This is a genomic window from Bacillus sp. CDB3 (genome assembly GCF_002081505.1).
Taxonomy (GTDB): Bacteria; Bacillota; Bacilli; order Bacillales; family Bacillaceae_G; genus Bacillus_A; species Bacillus_A cereus_AT.
The window spans coordinates 17,375-32,915 of record NZ_ALBR01000014.1 but is presented as its reverse complement, the minus strand read 5'-3'; the positions used below and the strand labels follow the sequence as shown (position 1 = coordinate 32,915).

The following is a 15,541-nucleotide window of genomic DNA, read 5'->3' as shown; positions in this document are numbered from 1 at the left end:
CTAGAGATAAAATACATACACACTCTAAAGAGCGTGAAGTTCTTCACTTTCTACATTATATTATACTTAGAAAGCTTCACTTTATTTTTATCCATCATACCTTATTTTTCAACAAATGATAAGTTTTCTGATCAATTTGTATCACAAAAATAGTATAGCATACCTCTTCCTTTTCTAACAACCTTATTGTATATCACATTATTTTTAATGTGATATACCTTTAATCTATATAACGAAATAGTATATCACATTAAAAATGAACGAAATAAAAAGCACACTGAGTTCTTCATCCCAGTGTGCTTTTTATTTTACAACAACAAGACGTGGTCCACCTTGCCCTATTTCTGTATTCATTTCATTCTGTAGTTTCTCTTGTCGTTTTACATGACTAGCAATATTTAACAGTATACCCATTGCAAGCAGATTAGCTAATAAAGAACTACCACCATAACTTACAAACGGTAATGGTACCCCTGTAAGTGGTATTAACCCAGACATACCACCGACATTAATAAAAGTTTGAACTCCAAACAAACTTGCAATTCCAATTGCAATTAAACTTCCAAACGGATCTTTACACTTTTGTGCAATTCTAAATGAACGAATAATAATGAGTAGTAAACAAATCAAAATGACAGCTATGCCTATAAAACCAAGCTCTTCAGATATAATTGCCATAATAAAATCTGTTTGCGGTTCTGGTAAGTATCCATATTTTTGTACACTGTTTCCTAATCCTCGACCATTTAGCCCTCCTGAAGCAATTCCAATAAAAGAATTTATTAATTGGAACCCATCATTCTGAGGATCGTTAAATGGATCAAGAAAAACTGAAAAGCGAGCTTTTTGGTATGGACTTAACTTATAATTCCCAATAAAATATAGCGCTGGAATCCATATTATAGACGTTAAGAGGAATCGCTTTATACTTAAATTAACATTAACTCCTGAACAAAAGAACATAATCAGTACAGTTCCACCTATTAGTATATCGGTCCCTAAGTCATTTTGAAGTAAAATTAATCCCATCGCTCCACCGACAACAGCTAGAGGAGGAATTATCCCTTGTACAAAAGGTGTTTGCGTTTCTTGTTTCTTAGCAAAAAAGTTTGCTAACGTAATAATAACCGTTATTTTCACAAACTCAGCTGGTTGTATACCTAATATCCATCCTTTTGCACCATTTACGTCCTTACCGAAAATCAAGGCTGCTAATAATAGACCAATACTCCCTATTCCCATTGCAATCAAAGCTATTCGCTTTCTCCACAACTTATAAGGAATAGCAACGATAATCGCTAACATTATCGTTCCAATAGCTAGAGCAATTAATTGTTTTTTAAAAAAGTAATTTGCTGGCCAGTTATGCCTCGAAATCGCAACAATGGAACTAGAACTATATACCATTATAACTCCCAACACACATAAGATAACAAGAGGAAGTAATAATGAATAATCCATTGATTTCCATACTTTTTTCATTTCATTTCCTCTTTCTGTTTCAATTTAATTATTGTTGTATTCCATATGTATATAGGTTCTTCCTGCTTTATTATACAAATAAAAAGCCCAAACTATTTCAGTTTGAGCCCCCTTATTTGAACCCGTTATTGTTGTTTGTTTGTAAATGCTTCATGAAGTGCAGACAACTCACGTTCGAGCTCTCCTAACATTGCTTTCCCTTGTTCTTCTGCAATAAGACCAAGGCGAACCGCAAAATCGACCTCGCGGGATAGTCCAAACATTTGTGTGTCTAAAACTTCTTCATATAATGGACATTGCGGCATTGTAAGATTGTCCATTTGTACCTTAATAAGTCTTAAAATCTTCTCTGCATCCGCTTGTAGAAGGGCTAGTGCCTTTTCCTGATGATTTGATACTGTCTCAGACGCCAAATTGATTCCCTCCGTTTCCGTCCTACTCTCTCATATCTATTAATATTAGCGATAGTTTTAATAAATTGCAATAGAAACATTTTTTGTGACAACAGTGTCTAATACTATTATACTGAAAAGTGGGAGTATAACACAAATGGGGGAACAACAATGAGCGAAATTTTATTTATTAATGGAAAAGTACGTTTTCCAATCACTATCGATCCAACTGTTTGGATTTTTGATGATCGAAAATTAGATTTGACAACTTACTTTGATGAAACTAGAGAAGAATCATCCGAATTAGAAACATACTTAAAACATACTTCAGAGCATTGGGATCGCGAAATCCGTGATGGCGCTGCCTTCCCACCAATCCAACAAAGCGTAAAGAAATATAAAAAAGAACAGCTTATTAACGGAACATTTGGCATACCACTTCAGCCATTTCTTAAAAATGCTGAAATTTTAGAAGGTGCTACTCAAGTCGAAATTGAAACTACAGACAATTTGATTACACTTCCGTTAGAAACAGCCAATCAAGCAATTCTCGGTTTTTCAAAAGAAGGTAAACCATTAAGAGAAGACGGGCCTGTTCATCTATATTTCCATGATGGATCTAATAGACAAAATCCGATTCGTAACATCCGTAAATTTACTATCATTTAAATTGTATAATTAAAAGGCAAAAAAGGAGTGAGCTGAGGCCCACTCCTTTTTATAATAAATCCGCTGCTAGTTGAGCTAAATTAGAACGCTCTCCTTTAACAAACTTTACATGACCACTAATACGTTGCTCTTTAAACTTCTCTACAACATATGTTAAGCCATTATTATATTCATCTAAATACGGGTGATCAATTTGCTGAGGATCTCCCATTAATACAATCTTACTTTTTTCGCCTACTCTTGTTAATATCGTCTTTACTTCATGCTTCGTTAAATTTTGTGCCTCATCAATTATAATGAACTGGTCTGGAATACTTCTCCCACGTATATAGGTAAGCGCCTCTACTTCAATCGAACCCATTCCAGCTAAAATAGCATCTAGCTCTCCAGGCTTTTTCGTATTAAATAAGTACTCTAGATTATCAAAGATCGGCTGCATCCACGGTCTTAATTTTTCTTCTTTTTCTCCTGGTAAATAACCGATATCTTTTCCTACTGGAACGATTGGTCTCGCAACAAGTAGCTTTTTATATAACCCTAAATCTTCCGTTTGCATGAGCCCCGAAGCTAATGCAAGTAACGTTTTTCCTGTACCGGCTTTCCCTGTTAACGTTACGAGCGGGATATCTTCCCGAAGCAACAATTCTAATCCCATAATTTGCTGCACGTTTCGTGGGCGTATCCCCCACACTTGCTCATTGTGAAAAATAAGTTTCTTTACCTTCTTACCTAAATGATCCACAATCCCAAGTGCAGAACTAGAGCCCCCTAGCGCATCTTTCATTACAACAAACTGATTTGGATAAAAAGGATGATTTGCGATTTCAGATAAAGGTAGTTCACCTTTTTCATAAAAATAGTCTAACTGTTCTTTTGATATATATCCTTCTAAAAAACCCTGAATATATATTTTCCACTTCAATTACTCGATCACTTAAATAATCTTCAGCCTTCAAACCAATTGCATCAGCTTTTACCCTTACGAGCACGTCTTTACTTACTAAAATAACAGACTTCCCGTCCTCTTTTTCTTGTTCTTCTAAAGATAGGTTTTTCGCTACAGCTAAAATTCGATTATCATTTGTTTTTTCTACAAAAATATCTTGTAGTTGAACAAATGAGCGATGATTTAATTCAATACGAAATGTACCGCCGTTTTCTAACGGAATACTTTCATGCAGCTTTCCTATTTCGCGAAATTTATCTATTAACTTAGACACATAACGAGCATTTCGTCCTACTTCATCCATATAACGTTTTTTCGAGTCAACCTCTTCTAATACAACTGCTGGAATCACTACTTCATTTGTTTCAAATGAAAAAATAGATAAAGGATCCTGCAAAAGTACATTCGTATCTAACACATAAATTTTATCCAACCTGTTACCCCCTGACTCCACTTTTAAATTTGTAGAACAAGGGTTTCATCCATAAAATATGGACGAACCATTGTTATAATTATATGTAACGTATAAACGAGGTAGAATCGAAATTCATAGAAATTAAACCTTTTCTTTATTTTTTATTCATTTCTATTCAATATATTACTTTTAATTATTATTTTTCACATTAAATCACAATACTCGATTACAAAAGTTAATGAACGACTTTCCTATTCATCCCATTTATAACTCTTTCATTCCTACCAACACTTGATTATCCAGCTTTTTCGCAGCTCGAAGATCATATGTTTTTTCATATACTGGTTCTGTAGTAAGTTTGGCTCCATAAAACATAACATCACGAACTTCTTGCACATTCACTTCTATTACAGTTAATTTTAGAGGAATCCCTTCCATTCTATCTGTTAAAATTTCGCCTTCACCACATATGGAAAATACGGATTCATTCGCCAATATAGTCAATACTACCCCTGCACTATGCCGTATATTTTCCACAATACGTGAGCGTTGATCTACCGCAAATCGAATACTAGTTTCACTCACTGCATATACCCAAGAAATAGCACTTACGTTAGGAATTTGTTTTTCGAAATCTGTCGTTGCTACCATAACGATACACTCTTTACGTAACGATTGTACTAAATCATCTGTCAATGTAGGCTCTACTACATTCGCCATATCTCCACCTCCAAATAATCTTTCTATATCCCTATCATAACTTATTTTTCGAATTGCGAAAATATTTTTTTTTCCTGCTATTATTCAAAAACATTATGCTTCCATGATATACTTATACTGATAGAATTCGTATTGAGGTGACGAAATGAGAGTCAGATGTATGATTTGTGATAAAAAAGATATGTTAGATGACGAAAATCCTATGGCAAAAAAACTGCGTAATCGCCCTATTCATACATATATGTGCATGGAATGTACGGAACGCATTGCAGAGCGTACTATGGAACGCCATGCAAGTGGTAATTTCCGATTATATCGTGATAAAAAAGTAGAAGACGATTGGTAAACCGTAAATAAGTCCTTAATCATATAGATAAGGACTTATTTGTATTTTTCTGGTTCACGATTCATCTGATCTAAAAAACAATCAATTGCTTCTACTGGAAATCTTGCGCACCTTATTTCCTCATCAATTTCATATGTAATTAAATACATTTCCTCGTTCTTTTCCACTTCTACATTTCGTAATTTATGCTCTTCATATATCATATCTCGAAATAATACATATGTTTCTTGTGCAGCGCTATCATCTGGACGCGCTTCCGCAACAGTTTTAATTGTTAACCAATTATATAGTGCATCTTGTACCGAGCGCATGAAGCTCCCCCTTTTCACCCTGCTTTTTGTTGTTTCGCTTGATGTAAACGTAATCTATAAATTCCAAGTACAATTGCCGCTACAACAAGCCCCTCCCCCATAGGTAAAAAAACTGCAAAGAACGTTAAAACCGTACATCCAATCGCTAATGATATGTATATCACTATATTTTTTATTATCGACAGTTTTCTTGCGAATCCCAAGTTATACACAAGCGCACTTAATATGATAATGATGCCATACAGTAACCACATCCCTAGTTCTGGATTTTCGTCAACTTTACACAATTTCGCAAAAAACGACATTCTTTCTAACACTATTTATCCCCCTTCTCATAAAAAATAAAAACTCTTTATGCACTTAATACAAGAGTAACCCGCGAAAAAAATACTGTCCACAAAAAAGAGTAAATATTCTAAAAAATATACATAATAAAAAACAGCTACCTTTATCAAAGGTAGCTGTTTTATTATTTTACGCTTCTACAGATTTCTTTTTCTTAGCAGCTCTTTCGCGCTCGCTCTTATCAAGAATCTTTTTACGTAGACGAATTGATTCCGGAGTTACTTCACAGTACTCGTCTTCGTTTAAGTACTCTAATGACTCTTCTAAAGTCATTAAGCGTGGTTTTTTCATTGTTGAAGTTTGATCTTTCGTCGCAGAACGAATGTTAGTTTGTTGTTTCATTTTTACAACGTTAACTGTTAAATCATTTTCACGTGTATGTTCTCCGACAATCATACCAGCATATACTTCTGTACCTGGTTCAACGAAGATTACACCGCGATCTTCAACTTGCATAATACCGTATTGTGATGCTTTTCCTGTTTCAAGTGAAACTAGAACACCTTGGCGACGTCCACCAACTTGTCCAGCATGTACTGGTTGGTAGCAATCGAATGTGTGGTTTAAAATACCGTAACCACGAGTTAATGTTAAGAATTCTGTTGTGTAACCAATTAAACCACGTGCTGGAACCATGAAAGTAAGGCGAACTTGACCGTTTCCGTTATTCACCATATCTAACATTTCACCTTTACGTGCACCCATAGATTCCATAATAGAACCTGTGTATTCTTCAGGTACATCGATTTGTACGCGCTCTACAGGCTCACATCTTACGCCATCAACTTCTTTAATAATTACTTCAGGCTTAGATACTTGTAGTTCATAACCTTCACGACGCATGTTTTCAATTAAGATAGATAAATGTAATTCTCCGCGTCCAGATACGATCCATGCATCAGGAGAATCTGTATTATCTACACGCAAACTTACATCTGTTTCTAATTGTGAACGAAGACGCTCTTCAATTTTACGAGATGTAATGAATTTACCTTCACGACCTGCAAATGGGCTGTTATTTACAAGGAATGTCATTTGTAATGTTGGCTCATCGATACGTAATAATGGTAAAGCCTCTTCATGCTCAACCGGACATACCGTTTCACCTACGTTAATGTCTTCCATACCTGAAACAGCTACTAAATCTCCAGCTTTTGCTTCTTCAATTTCTTGACGCTTTAATCCAATATAACCAAATAATTTAGTTACACGGAATTGTTTTACACTTCCGTCAACCTTCATTAATGCAACTTGTTGTCCTACTTTCATTGTACCACGGAATATACGTCCAACCCCGATACGACCAACATAGTCATTGTAATCAAGAAGCGCTACTTGGAATTGAAGTGGCTCTTCGCTATTATCAACTGGTGCTGGAATATGTTCAATGATTGTGTCAAACAATGATTTCATATTCTCTTCTTGATTTGCTGGATTTGAATCTAAGCTTGCTGTTCCGTTCATTGCTGATGCAAATACAACTGGGAACTCTAATTGATCTTCGTTTGCACCAAGTTCGATGAATAAGTCAACTACTTCATCAACTACTTCATCAGGGCGAGCGAAGTCACGGTCAATTTTGTTTACAACAACGATTGGCGTTAAGTTTTGCTCAAGAGCTTTCTTTAAAACAAATCGTGTTTGTGGCATACAACCTTCATATGCATCAACAACAAGTAGAACACCATCAACCATTTTCATGATACGTTCTACTTCTCCACCGAAGTCAGCGTGACCAGGTGTATCTAAAATGTTAATTCGTTTATCTTCATAGTGAATCGCCGTATTTTTTGCTAAAATTGTAATACCGCGTTCTCTTTCTAGATCATTCGAATCCATTGCACGTTCTTCAACGTGTTCGTTTGCACGGAAAGTCCCCGCTTGACGTAATAACTGGTCAACAAGTGTTGTTTTACCATGGTCAACGTGGGCAATAATTGCTATATTTCGTAAATCTTGTCGTTTTTTCAACATGTCCAACTCCTAATGTCTTTTTAATCCTTCTCTATTATAAGAGCGAAGGGGATACTATGGCAATCAAAATAAAATCAAGAATGAAAATATAGTTGTATTCTTACTTTTGTGAAAGTAAAATGAGATTGGAGGGTGAAGAAATGGAACACATTCAATATCGCTTTTTATTAACTGCAATTATCGGTGTTATTTTCTTAATTGGCATCGGTATTATGATTGCTGAAAATAGTCCCATCGGTGTTATCATTTGCATTATCGGCACATTTGTTACAGTTGGATACGGTTTTGTAACAAAAAGAAAAATGCGTAAATCGCAATAACGTTAAAAAGTAAGAAGCTTCTTTTATAGCCTCTTACTTTTTTTGTTACTGCGATACAAATGGTAATAACTCTTCGTATACTCCTGGTTTTGCAACTAACACACTGCTCTTCTCTATGATAGAAAGAGGAGTTCCAGAGAAGGTTGTTACTCTCCCGCCAACTTCTTCTACAATAATCTGTCCCCCGCCAAAGTCCCATGGCGATAAACGCGGTGTTACATACGCATCTAATCTTCCCGTTGCAACATATACCATTTCTAGCGCAGCACAACCATAAGACCTCGTTCCTCTTGCTTTCTTAACAAGCCTCATCATTTTTTTCGTATTCAGCAATGGATTATCAGTAAGCCATATCGCATTTAGAGCTATAATTCCCTGTTCTATTGTTCCTTCTTCTAGCATGGGAATAGGTAAATCATTACAAAAGGCCCCTTCTCCCTTTATCCCATGATATAATTCATCATGAACTGGATCATAAATAAGGCCAATTTTTCCGATACCGTTCTCATAAATTCCAATTGAGATTGCGAAATTTCTTTTTGGTGAACAAAGTTCATCGTGCCGTCAATTGGATCAATTAACCAAACAACCCCATTAGAAGAAGTGATTTCATCTCCATAGCCTTCTTCTCCTAAAATATTATGGGCCGGGAATGTTTCTTTAATTCTCCCAATTAAAAACCGCTCCGTCTCTCGATCCATGTTTGTTACTAAATCCGCTGCATTAGATTTTGTTTCTATAATAAGTGCTTTTTTCAGCGATCCCATTAAACGTTCTCCCGCTTCTCGAATCCACTGTTTTGCGTGTGTATCAATATCTTTCCATATCTCGTGCATGTTTAAACACTCCGATCTATACTGTTCACAGAAAAAACGAACCCTTTATAAGGTTCGCACCAACTAATTTTTTATTCATATACTATTATTACGCTTCTAAACGAATCATTTCAAGTCTTAACACTTCTAATTTTTCTACGCACTCTTCTTTTTTCTGTTTGTCATTCTCCATCATTGCATCATATAAAGTTGCTAATTCATAATCTAGCTCCAAACGTAGCACCGGAATTCTTTTTTCAGCATCTGTTCTCTTTAACGCATTAATCACCTGTCTCATATTATTTGCCTCCTCCCAATATTCGTTTGCCCTCGGACTAGAATTGATTCAATTTTCTGATTTTTTGTTTTATACTATACTATGTTGGATAAATCATCTATGCAACAAAATTATATTTTTTTATTAAAATTTTTTTGTGCTGTTTTTTTTATGAATAGTACAAGCTATGCTAAAATAAAACAAAATAGGAGTTGGAGGAACAATCATGCCACTACAAACATTCACATCAACTGATTTTGAAGTTTTTACTGTTGATGGTCTTGAAGAACGAATGAGCGCAATTAAAACGAATATTCATCCTAAGCTAGAAGCTTTAGGGGAACAGTTTGCAGAATACTTATCAAAACAAACCGATGAAAACTTTTTCTACCATGTAGCCAAACACGCACGCCGCAAAGTCAATCCACCAAACGATACTTGGGTTGCTTTTTCAACAAATAAACGTGGATATAAAATGTTACCACATTTTCAAATTGGTTTATGGGGTACTCACGCTTTCATATACTTTGGTTTAATCTATGAGTGTCCACAAAAAGTGGAGACGGCTCACGCCTTCTTAGAACATTTAAATGATTTAAAAACGAATATTCCAAATGACTTCGTTTGGTCCATTGACCATACTAAACCAGGTGTAAAATTACATAAAACGCTTGAAACGGAAGACTTACAAAAGATGATTGAACGTTTAGCTACTGTGAAAAAAGCAGAATTATTAGTTGGTATTCATATATCACCAGAGGAGTTTTCAGCAATGACCAACGAACAATTCCTTGCTAAGATTGAATCTACGATGCAATCACTCCTTCCTTTATATGCGATCTCTAATCGATAAATCGATAGTAGAAAACGGACAATTTATATTGTCCGTTTTTAGTTGTTATCACATTATAGCACTTTGTATTTTATTTTTCAAAATATTTTTACATTTTTACAATCTTTTTTTCCGCTACTTCTTTTGTCTTTTGAATCGCACGATATATAGAATATCCACTTACTTCTTGAAATTCTTTATCAATTTTTTTCTCCGCTGCCTTCGATGGCACTATCTCTTTAAAACGACGATATAATTCCATCAAGTCTTCTCTCAAAACTCCTTTTTCATATACCTTTTCAATCGCTTCATAAAACTTTACAACTGCTACCATTTCTTCATTTGACCAATCGTAATCAAGTGGATATTGATATTCCATTTTTGCACCTCATTCAGTATTCTTTCTTTTTTCATTATGCTACCTTTAAAAGAACCTTTTATTCTTCACTATAGCCACTCTGCATTATACACCATTTATCCATTTCAATGGAATTGTCTTCCTCTTTGCGGTATGTGAACTACCCACCACTTAGTATCTCTTACGAGCTTACTTGAAGTGGGGGCTTCTCGGTTCATCGTTACTTTTGATAGCTAACGAATTTGTCTGAGGACAGCCGAGCTAACTCCCTTGTTCCAAAGGTTATTTTACTACTATTTATACCAACGCTAATAAGCGTATGGCTTCTTTTTTGATATTGATAGCTGCATTATAATCACGACTTATTGTGAGTCCACACGAACACTCATACATGCGTTCAGATAATGACATTTCTTTTTTGTTTCCACAACGACTACACATCTTTGTAGAAGGAAACCATTTACCTATTTTTACAAGCTGTTTTCCTTGTTCTTGTAGCTTATATGCTAAAAATGTCGTGAACATCCTCCAACCGTTATCCGCTACACTCTTACCAAAGCGAAGTGCTCGTGACATTCCTTTCATATGTAAGTCTTCGATTGCTACAACATCAAAATGAGTAGCCAATTCTTTCGACGTATGATGAAGGAAATTTTTACGTTGATTTGCGACTTTTTCATGCAACTTCGCTACACGGATCCGTTGTTTATTAAAGCGTGCTGAGCCTTGTACACGTCTTGCTAATACTCGTTGTGCCTTTGCTAATCGGTCCAGCATCTGACGATAAAAGCGAGGATAATTGGCTTTCTCATCTTCGCTACTCACATACAATTCAGCCATTGCGAAGTCTAATCCAACTACACTTTCTACTTCTTTTTGAAGGATTTCCTTTTCATATTCGGTCAAGACAGATACGTAACACTTACCGGTTGGTGTCATCGAAATCGTACATGATTTGATGATATGGTTTTGCGGTATCTCTCTATGTTGTTTCAGTCGCACCATTTTTAGTTTCGGTAATTTGATATAGCCATGAAATAACATAATATTTCCGTTTACTCTATTCGTTGTATAGGATTTTCTACTCTTTCTACTTTTGAATGTAGGAAAATCACTTTGACCACTAAAAAAATTCTTATAAGCAGTTTGCAAGTTTAATTGAGCGTTAGCCAATGCTAATGAATCGACTTCTTTCAACCATTCATACTCTACTTTGTATTTCGCAGGAGTAGGGAATTTTTGTTTCTTCAGTTCTTCCTTGTTCTCTTTGTACTTTTTATATACTTCTTTCCGCTCAGCTAGCATTTTGTTATAAACAAAGCGTACACACCCGAAAGTTTTCCGTATCAGATAGGCTTGTTCTTCTGTTGGATACAGACGAAACTTATACCCCTTATTATGCGTTGTCATATCAATTCATCTCACTTTCCCATAAATATTTCTACTTTATCTATGGCGGTGATAACACAACATGAACACTGCATGCTTATCTCATTTCATTGTCATACCAAACATTACCTCTTATAAGATTGATTATATCAGAGGCGAAATAAATAGGAAAACCAATTTCTTTGGCTACGCCAAACCGCAATTCATCTCCCACCTACCGCTTTGCTATCGTCCTTCACACGCTTGAGGAAGGAGACTTCTTTCGGATAATGCGTTAAACATACTCACCTTGAAAATGAGATTTTTCTATACATCTATAATTATTGGTGATATAATGCTTTTGTTTTATAGAAAGTAAAGTGAGACTACCATCCCCAAAAAGCTTTTGTGAATGGCAGGAAAACAAGTCACGTTCTAAAAGTTAGTCATCTTAAATTCCTTTTAGAGTGAGATGAAATCATATAAAACAAATTCTAATAAATATTACGAAGAAGAAGGGGTGTATAGATTGTCCCAATACGAAACACCATTGTTTACCGCTTTAGTTGAGCACAGTAAGCGAAATCCCGTTCAATTCCATATTCCAGGTCATAAAAAAGGACAGGGCATGGATCCAACATTTCGCGAATTTATTGGGCATAATGCATTAGCAATTGATTTAATTAACATTGCGCCACTCGATGATTTACATCATCCAAAAGGTATGATTAAAGAAGCTCAGGATTTAGCCGCCGCTGCTTTCGGTGCAGATCATACTTTCTTTTCTATTCAAGGTACAAGTGGTGCAATTATGACAATGGTGATGAGCGTTTGCGGCCCTGGTGATAAAATCCTCGTGCCACGAAACGTGCATAAATCTGTAATGTCAGCTATTATTTTCTCAGGTGCAAAACCGATTTTCATGCATCCTGAGATTGATCCGAAGCTTGGTATTTCACACGGGATCACAATGCAGTCTGTCAAAAAAGCTCTCGAAGAGCACTCAGATGCGAAAGGCTTACTTGTTATTAATCCAACATACTTTGGGTTTGCTGCAGATTTAGAGCAGATTGTAAAATTAGCTCATTCTTATGATATTCCTGTACTTGTTGATGAGGCTCACGGTGTTCATATCCATTTTCATGATGAACTACCAATCTCGGCTATGCAAGCAGGTGCAGATATGGCAGCAACAAGTGTTCACAAATTAGGAGGGTCTTTAACCCAAAGCTCTATTCTTAATGTAAAAGAAGGCCTTGTGAACGTAAAGCATGTCCAATCCATTATTAGCATGCTTACGACAACATCAACTTCTTACATTTTGTTAGCATCCCTTGATGTTGCTAGAAAACGTCTTGCTACAGAAGGAAAAGTTCTCATAGAACAAACAATAAAATTAGCTGAACATGTTCGTGATGCTATTAATGCTATTGAGCATCTTTATTGTCCTGGAAAAGAAATGCTAGGAACAGATGCTACTTTTAACTATGATCCTACAAAGATAATTGTATCTGTAAAAGATTTAGGTATTACTGGCCATGAGGCTGAAGTATGGCTTAGAGAACATTACAACATTGAAGTAGAACTCTCTGATTTATATAACATACTTTGTCTTATCACTTTTGGAGATACCGAAAGTGAAACTGATACACTTATCACAGCATTACAAGATTTAGCAACAACATACAGAAATAGAGTAGATAAAGGTGTTCAAGTACAAGTAGACATTCCAGAAATACCTGTGCTAGCACTCTCTCCTAGAGATGCTTTTTATTCAGAGACAGAAGTCATTCCATTTGAAAACGCAGCAGGTCGTATAATAGCTGATTTTGTTATGGTTTATCCGCCAGGGATTCCAATCTTTACTCCAGGGGAAATTATTACACAAGAAAACTTAGAGTATATTCGTAAAAATTTAGAAGCAGGGTTACCTGTACAAGGACCCGAAGATATGACGTTACAAACATTACGTGTTATTAAAGAGTACAAGCCTATCAGTTGATAGGCTTTTCTTTCACCTTTTTTTCCTTTTCTCATACGATATTAAAGAATGTAACGTATAGGTGGGGATACTATTATGATTGTAATAGGCCGTTCTATTGTACATCCTTATATCACAAATGAATATGAGCCCTTTGCAGCTGAGAAACAACAAATTTTATCCATAATGGCAGGAAATCAAGAAGTTTATTCCTTCCGAACAGCTGATGAACTCAGCTTTGATCTTAATTTACGAGTTAACATTATTACTTCCGCGCTAGAACTTTTTCAAAGTGGATTTCAGTTTCGTACATTTCAACAATCTTTTTGCAACACTCAGTTTTGGGAAAGAACATCACTTGGCGGATTTAAACTACTTCCAAACATACCGCCTTCCATTGCCATCCAAGATATTTTCAAAAACGGAAAACTATATGGAACTGAATGCGCAACCGCTATGATAATTATTTTTTACAAAGCATTACTATCATTGTATGAGGAAAAAACTTTCAACCGGCTATTTGCAAACCTTTTACTTTATACATGGGACTATGATCATGATTTAAAGCTCATAACAAAAACGGGTGGCGATCTTGTTCCAGGCGATCTCGTTTACTTTAAAAATCCACAAGTGAATCCAGCTACAATCGAGTGGCAAGGAGAAAACACAATCTATTTAGGAAATTTCTTTTTTTACGGACATGGCGTAGGTGTAAAAACAAAAGAGGAAATTATCTACTCATTAAATGAACGACGAGTCCCTTATGCATTTATTTCGGCTTTCTTGACTGATACTATTACTCGTATCGATAGTCGTATTATGAGCCACTACAGTTCACCTAGCACACCACAAACATCAATAGGATTTATTCCAATTAGAGATGATGCAATCGTTGCAACAGTCGGACATACAACTACAATCTATTAAAAAAACGCCTACATGTGTAGGCGTTTTTTCTTCATTATTAAGCTTTTGAGTGTTCCTTTTGGTCACATTCGCAATGAGATCCACATTTCCCATAAAGTACTGTTGATTTTTCATCTTCAAAATGTCCGATTGTACCTTCACATACTTGGCATACGATTGTTCCCATTTTTCATTTCCCCCTGAGTTTTAATAATAATCTACTTATTTATAATTAAGCTTTCGCATTGTCTCTATTAGCACATTCACAATTTGTACCACATTTCCCGTAAAGCACTGTCGTTTTTTCATCTTCAAAATGTCCGATTGTACCTTCACATACTTGGCATACGATTGTTCCCATTTTTCATTTCCCCCTAAGTTTATGGTCCTAAAAACTTTTAGCTGTCCATTTCCTATCAATTATTGGGCTTTTGTATGCTCTGTGTGATCACATCCGCAAGATCCACATTTCCCGTAAAGTACCGTTACTTTCTCATCTTCGAAGTGTGCAATTGTACCTTCACAATCTTGACATACGATTGTTCCCATTTTTCATTTCCCCCTAAGTTTATAATCCCAAAAACTTTTTGTAACCGCTTAACTTTCTGTCTTTATTTTAATATGTTATACTTTTTACGTCAATAGGTTTTTAGTATAACACATTAAATATTTTAAAATTAAATTAGTATGCGATATTAACACAAAAAAACAGTCATATCTCATACGTACGACTGTTTCTTGTTAATTATTCTTCATACTCCGCATGCAAAGAAGTGGACGGAACAAGAAATTTAAAAAACTGAGCTAACTCCTCTGCCTCCTCTTCCGATCCTAACTTAAAAGTTTCTTGTATATAAGGAACATTTTCCACATCATCTCGTCCAAGCAAAGTAGATCTCCCTGTTTGCATACAAACAATAAGTGGCTTTCCAAAAAACATATTTGTATAAATAACTCCAAAATCATAACGTGTATCATGCGTCATAAATCCTAAAAATCGTACCTTCACACTTTCATGCTCATCATACAATTTTTCAAACATCAGTTTCCACCTTTCTCAATAACACTTCCTACTCAATAATAT

General features: G+C 35.5%; 18 protein-coding genes and 3 pseudogenes. 6 read left to right on the top strand and 15 right to left on the bottom strand.

The annotated features are described in order from the left end of the window. Positions 1–303: 303 nt before the first annotated feature. On the bottom strand, positions 304–1,482 hold the full coding sequence (ftsW, locus tag CDB3_RS04470) for a putative lipid II flippase FtsW (protein ID WP_128853594.1): 1,179 nt from the start codon (positions 1,480–1,482) through the stop codon (positions 304–306). A 125-nt stretch (positions 1,483–1,607) separates the two neighbouring features. Further along, positions 1,608–1,895 carry an Fpa/YlaN family protein gene (locus CDB3_RS04465; protein ID WP_000135698.1) on the bottom strand — a complete coding sequence of 96 codons (288 nt, stop codon included), beginning with the start codon at positions 1,893–1,895 and terminating at the stop codon, positions 1,608–1,610. Between the two features lie 150 nt (positions 1,896–2,045). On the opposite strand from CDB3_RS04465, the gene CDB3_RS04460 reads away from it, so the two are divergent. Next, complete coding sequence (locus CDB3_RS04460) at positions 2,046–2,543, top strand: peptidyl-prolyl cis-trans isomerase (RefSeq protein WP_128853593.1); 498 nt, start codon at positions 2,046–2,048, stop codon at positions 2,541–2,543. Between the two features lie 49 nt (positions 2,544–2,592). Here CDB3_RS04460 and CDB3_RS04455 read toward each other — a convergent pair. Together CDB3_RS04455 and CDB3_RS04450 are read right to left on the bottom strand one after the other, a co-directional pair. Then, positions 2,593–3,922 (bottom strand): annotated as a pseudogene (locus CDB3_RS04455) (PhoH family protein). A 246-nt stretch (positions 3,923–4,168) separates the two neighbouring features. Beyond that, positions 4,169–4,624, bottom strand: a complete 456-nt coding sequence (locus CDB3_RS04450; protein ID WP_128853592.1) for a PNPOx family protein — start codon at positions 4,622–4,624, stop codon at positions 4,169–4,171. 145 nt (positions 4,625–4,769) lie between these two features. Between CDB3_RS04450 and CDB3_RS04445 the strand changes: the two genes are divergently transcribed. After that, the gene (locus CDB3_RS04445; RefSeq protein ID WP_002094429.1) at positions 4,770–4,970 is read left to right on the top strand and encodes a YlaI family protein; all 201 of its coding nucleotides are present in this window, start codon (positions 4,770–4,772) and stop codon (positions 4,968–4,970) included. A 35-nt stretch (positions 4,971–5,005) separates the two neighbouring features. On the opposite strand, the gene CDB3_RS04440 is transcribed toward CDB3_RS04445, so the two are convergent. The 3 genes from CDB3_RS04440 to typA all read right to left on the bottom strand — a co-directional run bounded on the left by CDB3_RS04440 (position 5,006) and on the right by typA (position 7,600). After that, the gene (locus CDB3_RS04440; protein ID WP_128853591.1) at positions 5,006–5,281 is read right to left on the bottom strand and encodes a hypothetical protein; all 276 of its coding nucleotides are present in this window, start codon (positions 5,279–5,281) and stop codon (positions 5,006–5,008) included. A 14-nt stretch (positions 5,282–5,295) separates the two neighbouring features. Continuing rightward, positions 5,296–5,598 (bottom strand): YlaH-like family protein, encoded by a 303-nt coding sequence (locus CDB3_RS04435; protein WP_128853590.1) that lies wholly within the window; start codon positions 5,596–5,598, stop codon positions 5,296–5,298. 157 nt (positions 5,599–5,755) lie between these two features. After that, positions 5,756–7,600, bottom strand: coding sequence for a translational GTPase TypA (gene typA, locus CDB3_RS04430; RefSeq protein ID WP_071746870.1), 1,845 nt, complete (start codon positions 7,598–7,600; stop codon positions 5,756–5,758). Between the two features lie 140 nt (positions 7,601–7,740). Here typA and CDB3_RS04425 point away from each other — a divergent pair, with 140 nt between their 5' ends. Continuing rightward, the gene (locus CDB3_RS04425) at positions 7,741–7,920 is read left to right on the top strand and encodes a DUF5325 family protein (RefSeq protein ID WP_071746871.1); all 180 of its coding nucleotides are present in this window, start codon (positions 7,741–7,743) and stop codon (positions 7,918–7,920) included. A 45-nt stretch (positions 7,921–7,965) separates the two neighbouring features. On the opposite strand, the pseudogene CDB3_RS04420 reads toward CDB3_RS04425, so the two are convergent. Together CDB3_RS04420 and CDB3_RS04415 are read right to left on the bottom strand one after the other, a co-directional pair. Next, a pseudogene (locus tag CDB3_RS04420) lies at positions 7,966–8,756 on the bottom strand (inositol monophosphatase family protein). 88 nt (positions 8,757–8,844) lie between these two features. Then, positions 8,845–9,033 (bottom strand): hypothetical protein, encoded by a 189-nt coding sequence (locus CDB3_RS04415; protein ID WP_001250167.1) that lies wholly within the window; start codon positions 9,031–9,033, stop codon positions 8,845–8,847. A gap of 205 nt (positions 9,034–9,238) precedes the next feature. Between CDB3_RS04415 and CDB3_RS04410 the strand changes: the two genes are divergently transcribed. Then, positions 9,239–9,865 (top strand): YktB family protein, encoded by a 627-nt coding sequence (locus CDB3_RS04410; protein WP_071746873.1) that lies wholly within the window; start codon positions 9,239–9,241, stop codon positions 9,863–9,865. Between the two features lie 88 nt (positions 9,866–9,953). Here CDB3_RS04410 and CDB3_RS04405 read toward each other — a convergent pair whose 3' ends face one another. Together CDB3_RS04405 and CDB3_RS04400 are read right to left on the bottom strand one after the other, a co-directional pair. Next, positions 9,954–10,223, bottom strand: coding sequence for a UPF0223 family protein (locus CDB3_RS04405; RefSeq protein WP_097830879.1), 270 nt, complete (start codon positions 10,221–10,223; stop codon positions 9,954–9,956). A 199-nt stretch (positions 10,224–10,422) separates the two neighbouring features. Then, positions 10,423–11,612: pseudogene (locus CDB3_RS04400) on the bottom strand (RNA-guided endonuclease TnpB family protein). Between the two features lie 487 nt (positions 11,613–12,099). On the opposite strand from CDB3_RS04400, the gene speA reads away from it, so the two are divergent. Further along, on the top strand, positions 12,100–13,572 hold the full coding sequence (gene speA / locus CDB3_RS04390) for an arginine decarboxylase (RefSeq protein ID WP_128853588.1): 1,473 nt from the start codon (positions 12,100–12,102) through the stop codon (positions 13,570–13,572). Positions 13,573–13,647: 75 nt separating this feature from the next. Continuing rightward, positions 13,648–14,478 carry a protein-glutamine gamma-glutamyltransferase gene (locus tag CDB3_RS04385; RefSeq protein ID WP_097830877.1) on the top strand — a complete coding sequence of 277 codons (831 nt, stop codon included), beginning with the start codon at positions 13,648–13,650 and terminating at the stop codon, positions 14,476–14,478. A 37-nt stretch (positions 14,479–14,515) separates the two neighbouring features. On the opposite strand, the gene CDB3_RS04380 is transcribed toward CDB3_RS04385, so the two are convergent. The 4 genes from CDB3_RS04380 to CDB3_RS04365 form a co-directional block, all read right to left on the bottom strand. Further along, positions 14,516–14,644: a GapA-binding peptide SR1P gene (locus CDB3_RS04380; RefSeq protein ID WP_000536797.1), complete on the bottom strand. Its 129-nt coding sequence runs from the start codon at positions 14,642–14,644 to the stop codon at positions 14,516–14,518. 45 nt (positions 14,645–14,689) lie between these two features. After that, the gene (locus CDB3_RS04375) at positions 14,690–14,818 is read right to left on the bottom strand and encodes a GapA-binding peptide SR1P (RefSeq protein WP_000536808.1); all 129 of its coding nucleotides are present in this window, start codon (positions 14,816–14,818) and stop codon (positions 14,690–14,692) included. A gap of 59 nt (positions 14,819–14,877) precedes the next feature. Continuing rightward, positions 14,878–15,006 (bottom strand): GapA-binding peptide SR1P, encoded by a 129-nt coding sequence (locus CDB3_RS04370; RefSeq protein WP_000536778.1) that lies wholly within the window; start codon positions 15,004–15,006, stop codon positions 14,878–14,880. Positions 15,007–15,202: 196 nt separating this feature from the next. Continuing rightward, positions 15,203–15,499: a DUF3055 domain-containing protein gene (locus CDB3_RS04365; protein ID WP_000462037.1), complete on the bottom strand. Its 297-nt coding sequence runs from the start codon at positions 15,497–15,499 to the stop codon at positions 15,203–15,205. Positions 15,500–15,541 lie beyond the last annotated feature (42 nt).

What these genes read in the sequence shown, in the direction of transcription:
- CDB3_RS04380 (WP_000536797.1), bottom strand. Translation starts at nt 14,644, where the DNA reads ATGGGAACAATCGTATGCCAAGTATGTGAAGGTACAATCGGACATTTT.
- CDB3_RS04460 (WP_128853593.1), top strand. Translation starts at nt 2,046, where the DNA reads ATGAGCGAAATTTTATTTATTAATGGAAAAGTACGTTTTCCAATCACT.
- ftsW (WP_128853594.1), bottom strand. Translation starts at nt 1,482, where the DNA reads ATGAAAAAAGTATGGAAATCAATGGATTATTCATTATTACTTCCTCTT.
- CDB3_RS04410 (WP_071746873.1), top strand. Translation starts at nt 9,239, where the DNA reads ATGCCACTACAAACATTCACATCAACTGATTTTGAAGTTTTTACTGTT.
- CDB3_RS04375 (WP_000536808.1), bottom strand. Translation starts at nt 14,818, where the DNA reads ATGGGAACAATCGTATGCCAAGTATGTGAAGGTACAATCGGACATTTT.
- CDB3_RS04445 (WP_002094429.1), top strand. Translation starts at nt 4,770, where the DNA reads ATGAGAGTCAGATGTATGATTTGTGATAAAAAAGATATGTTAGATGAC.
- typA (WP_071746870.1), bottom strand. Translation starts at nt 7,600, where the DNA reads ATGTTGAAAAAACGACAAGATTTACGAAATATAGCAATTATTGCCCAC.
- CDB3_RS04370 (WP_000536778.1), bottom strand. Translation starts at nt 15,006, where the DNA reads ATGGGAACAATCGTATGTCAAGATTGTGAAGGTACAATTGCACACTTC.
- CDB3_RS04365 (WP_000462037.1), bottom strand. Translation starts at nt 15,499, where the DNA reads ATGTTTGAAAAATTGTATGATGAGCATGAAAGTGTGAAGGTACGATTT.
- CDB3_RS04415 (WP_001250167.1), bottom strand. Translation starts at nt 9,033, where the DNA reads ATGAGACAGGTGATTAATGCGTTAAAGAGAACAGATGCTGAAAAAAGA.
- CDB3_RS04385 (WP_097830877.1), top strand. Translation starts at nt 13,648, where the DNA reads ATGATTGTAATAGGCCGTTCTATTGTACATCCTTATATCACAAATGAA.
- CDB3_RS04440 (WP_128853591.1), bottom strand. Translation starts at nt 5,281, where the DNA reads ATGCGCTCGGTACAAGATGCACTATATAATTGGTTAACAATTAAAACT.
- CDB3_RS04450 (WP_128853592.1), bottom strand. Translation starts at nt 4,624, where the DNA reads ATGGCGAATGTAGTAGAGCCTACATTGACAGATGATTTAGTACAATCG.
- CDB3_RS04405 (WP_097830879.1), bottom strand. Translation starts at nt 10,223, where the DNA reads ATGGAATATCAATATCCACTTGATTACGATTGGTCAAATGAAGAAATG.
- CDB3_RS04425 (WP_071746871.1), top strand. Translation starts at nt 7,741, where the DNA reads ATGGAACACATTCAATATCGCTTTTTATTAACTGCAATTATCGGTGTT.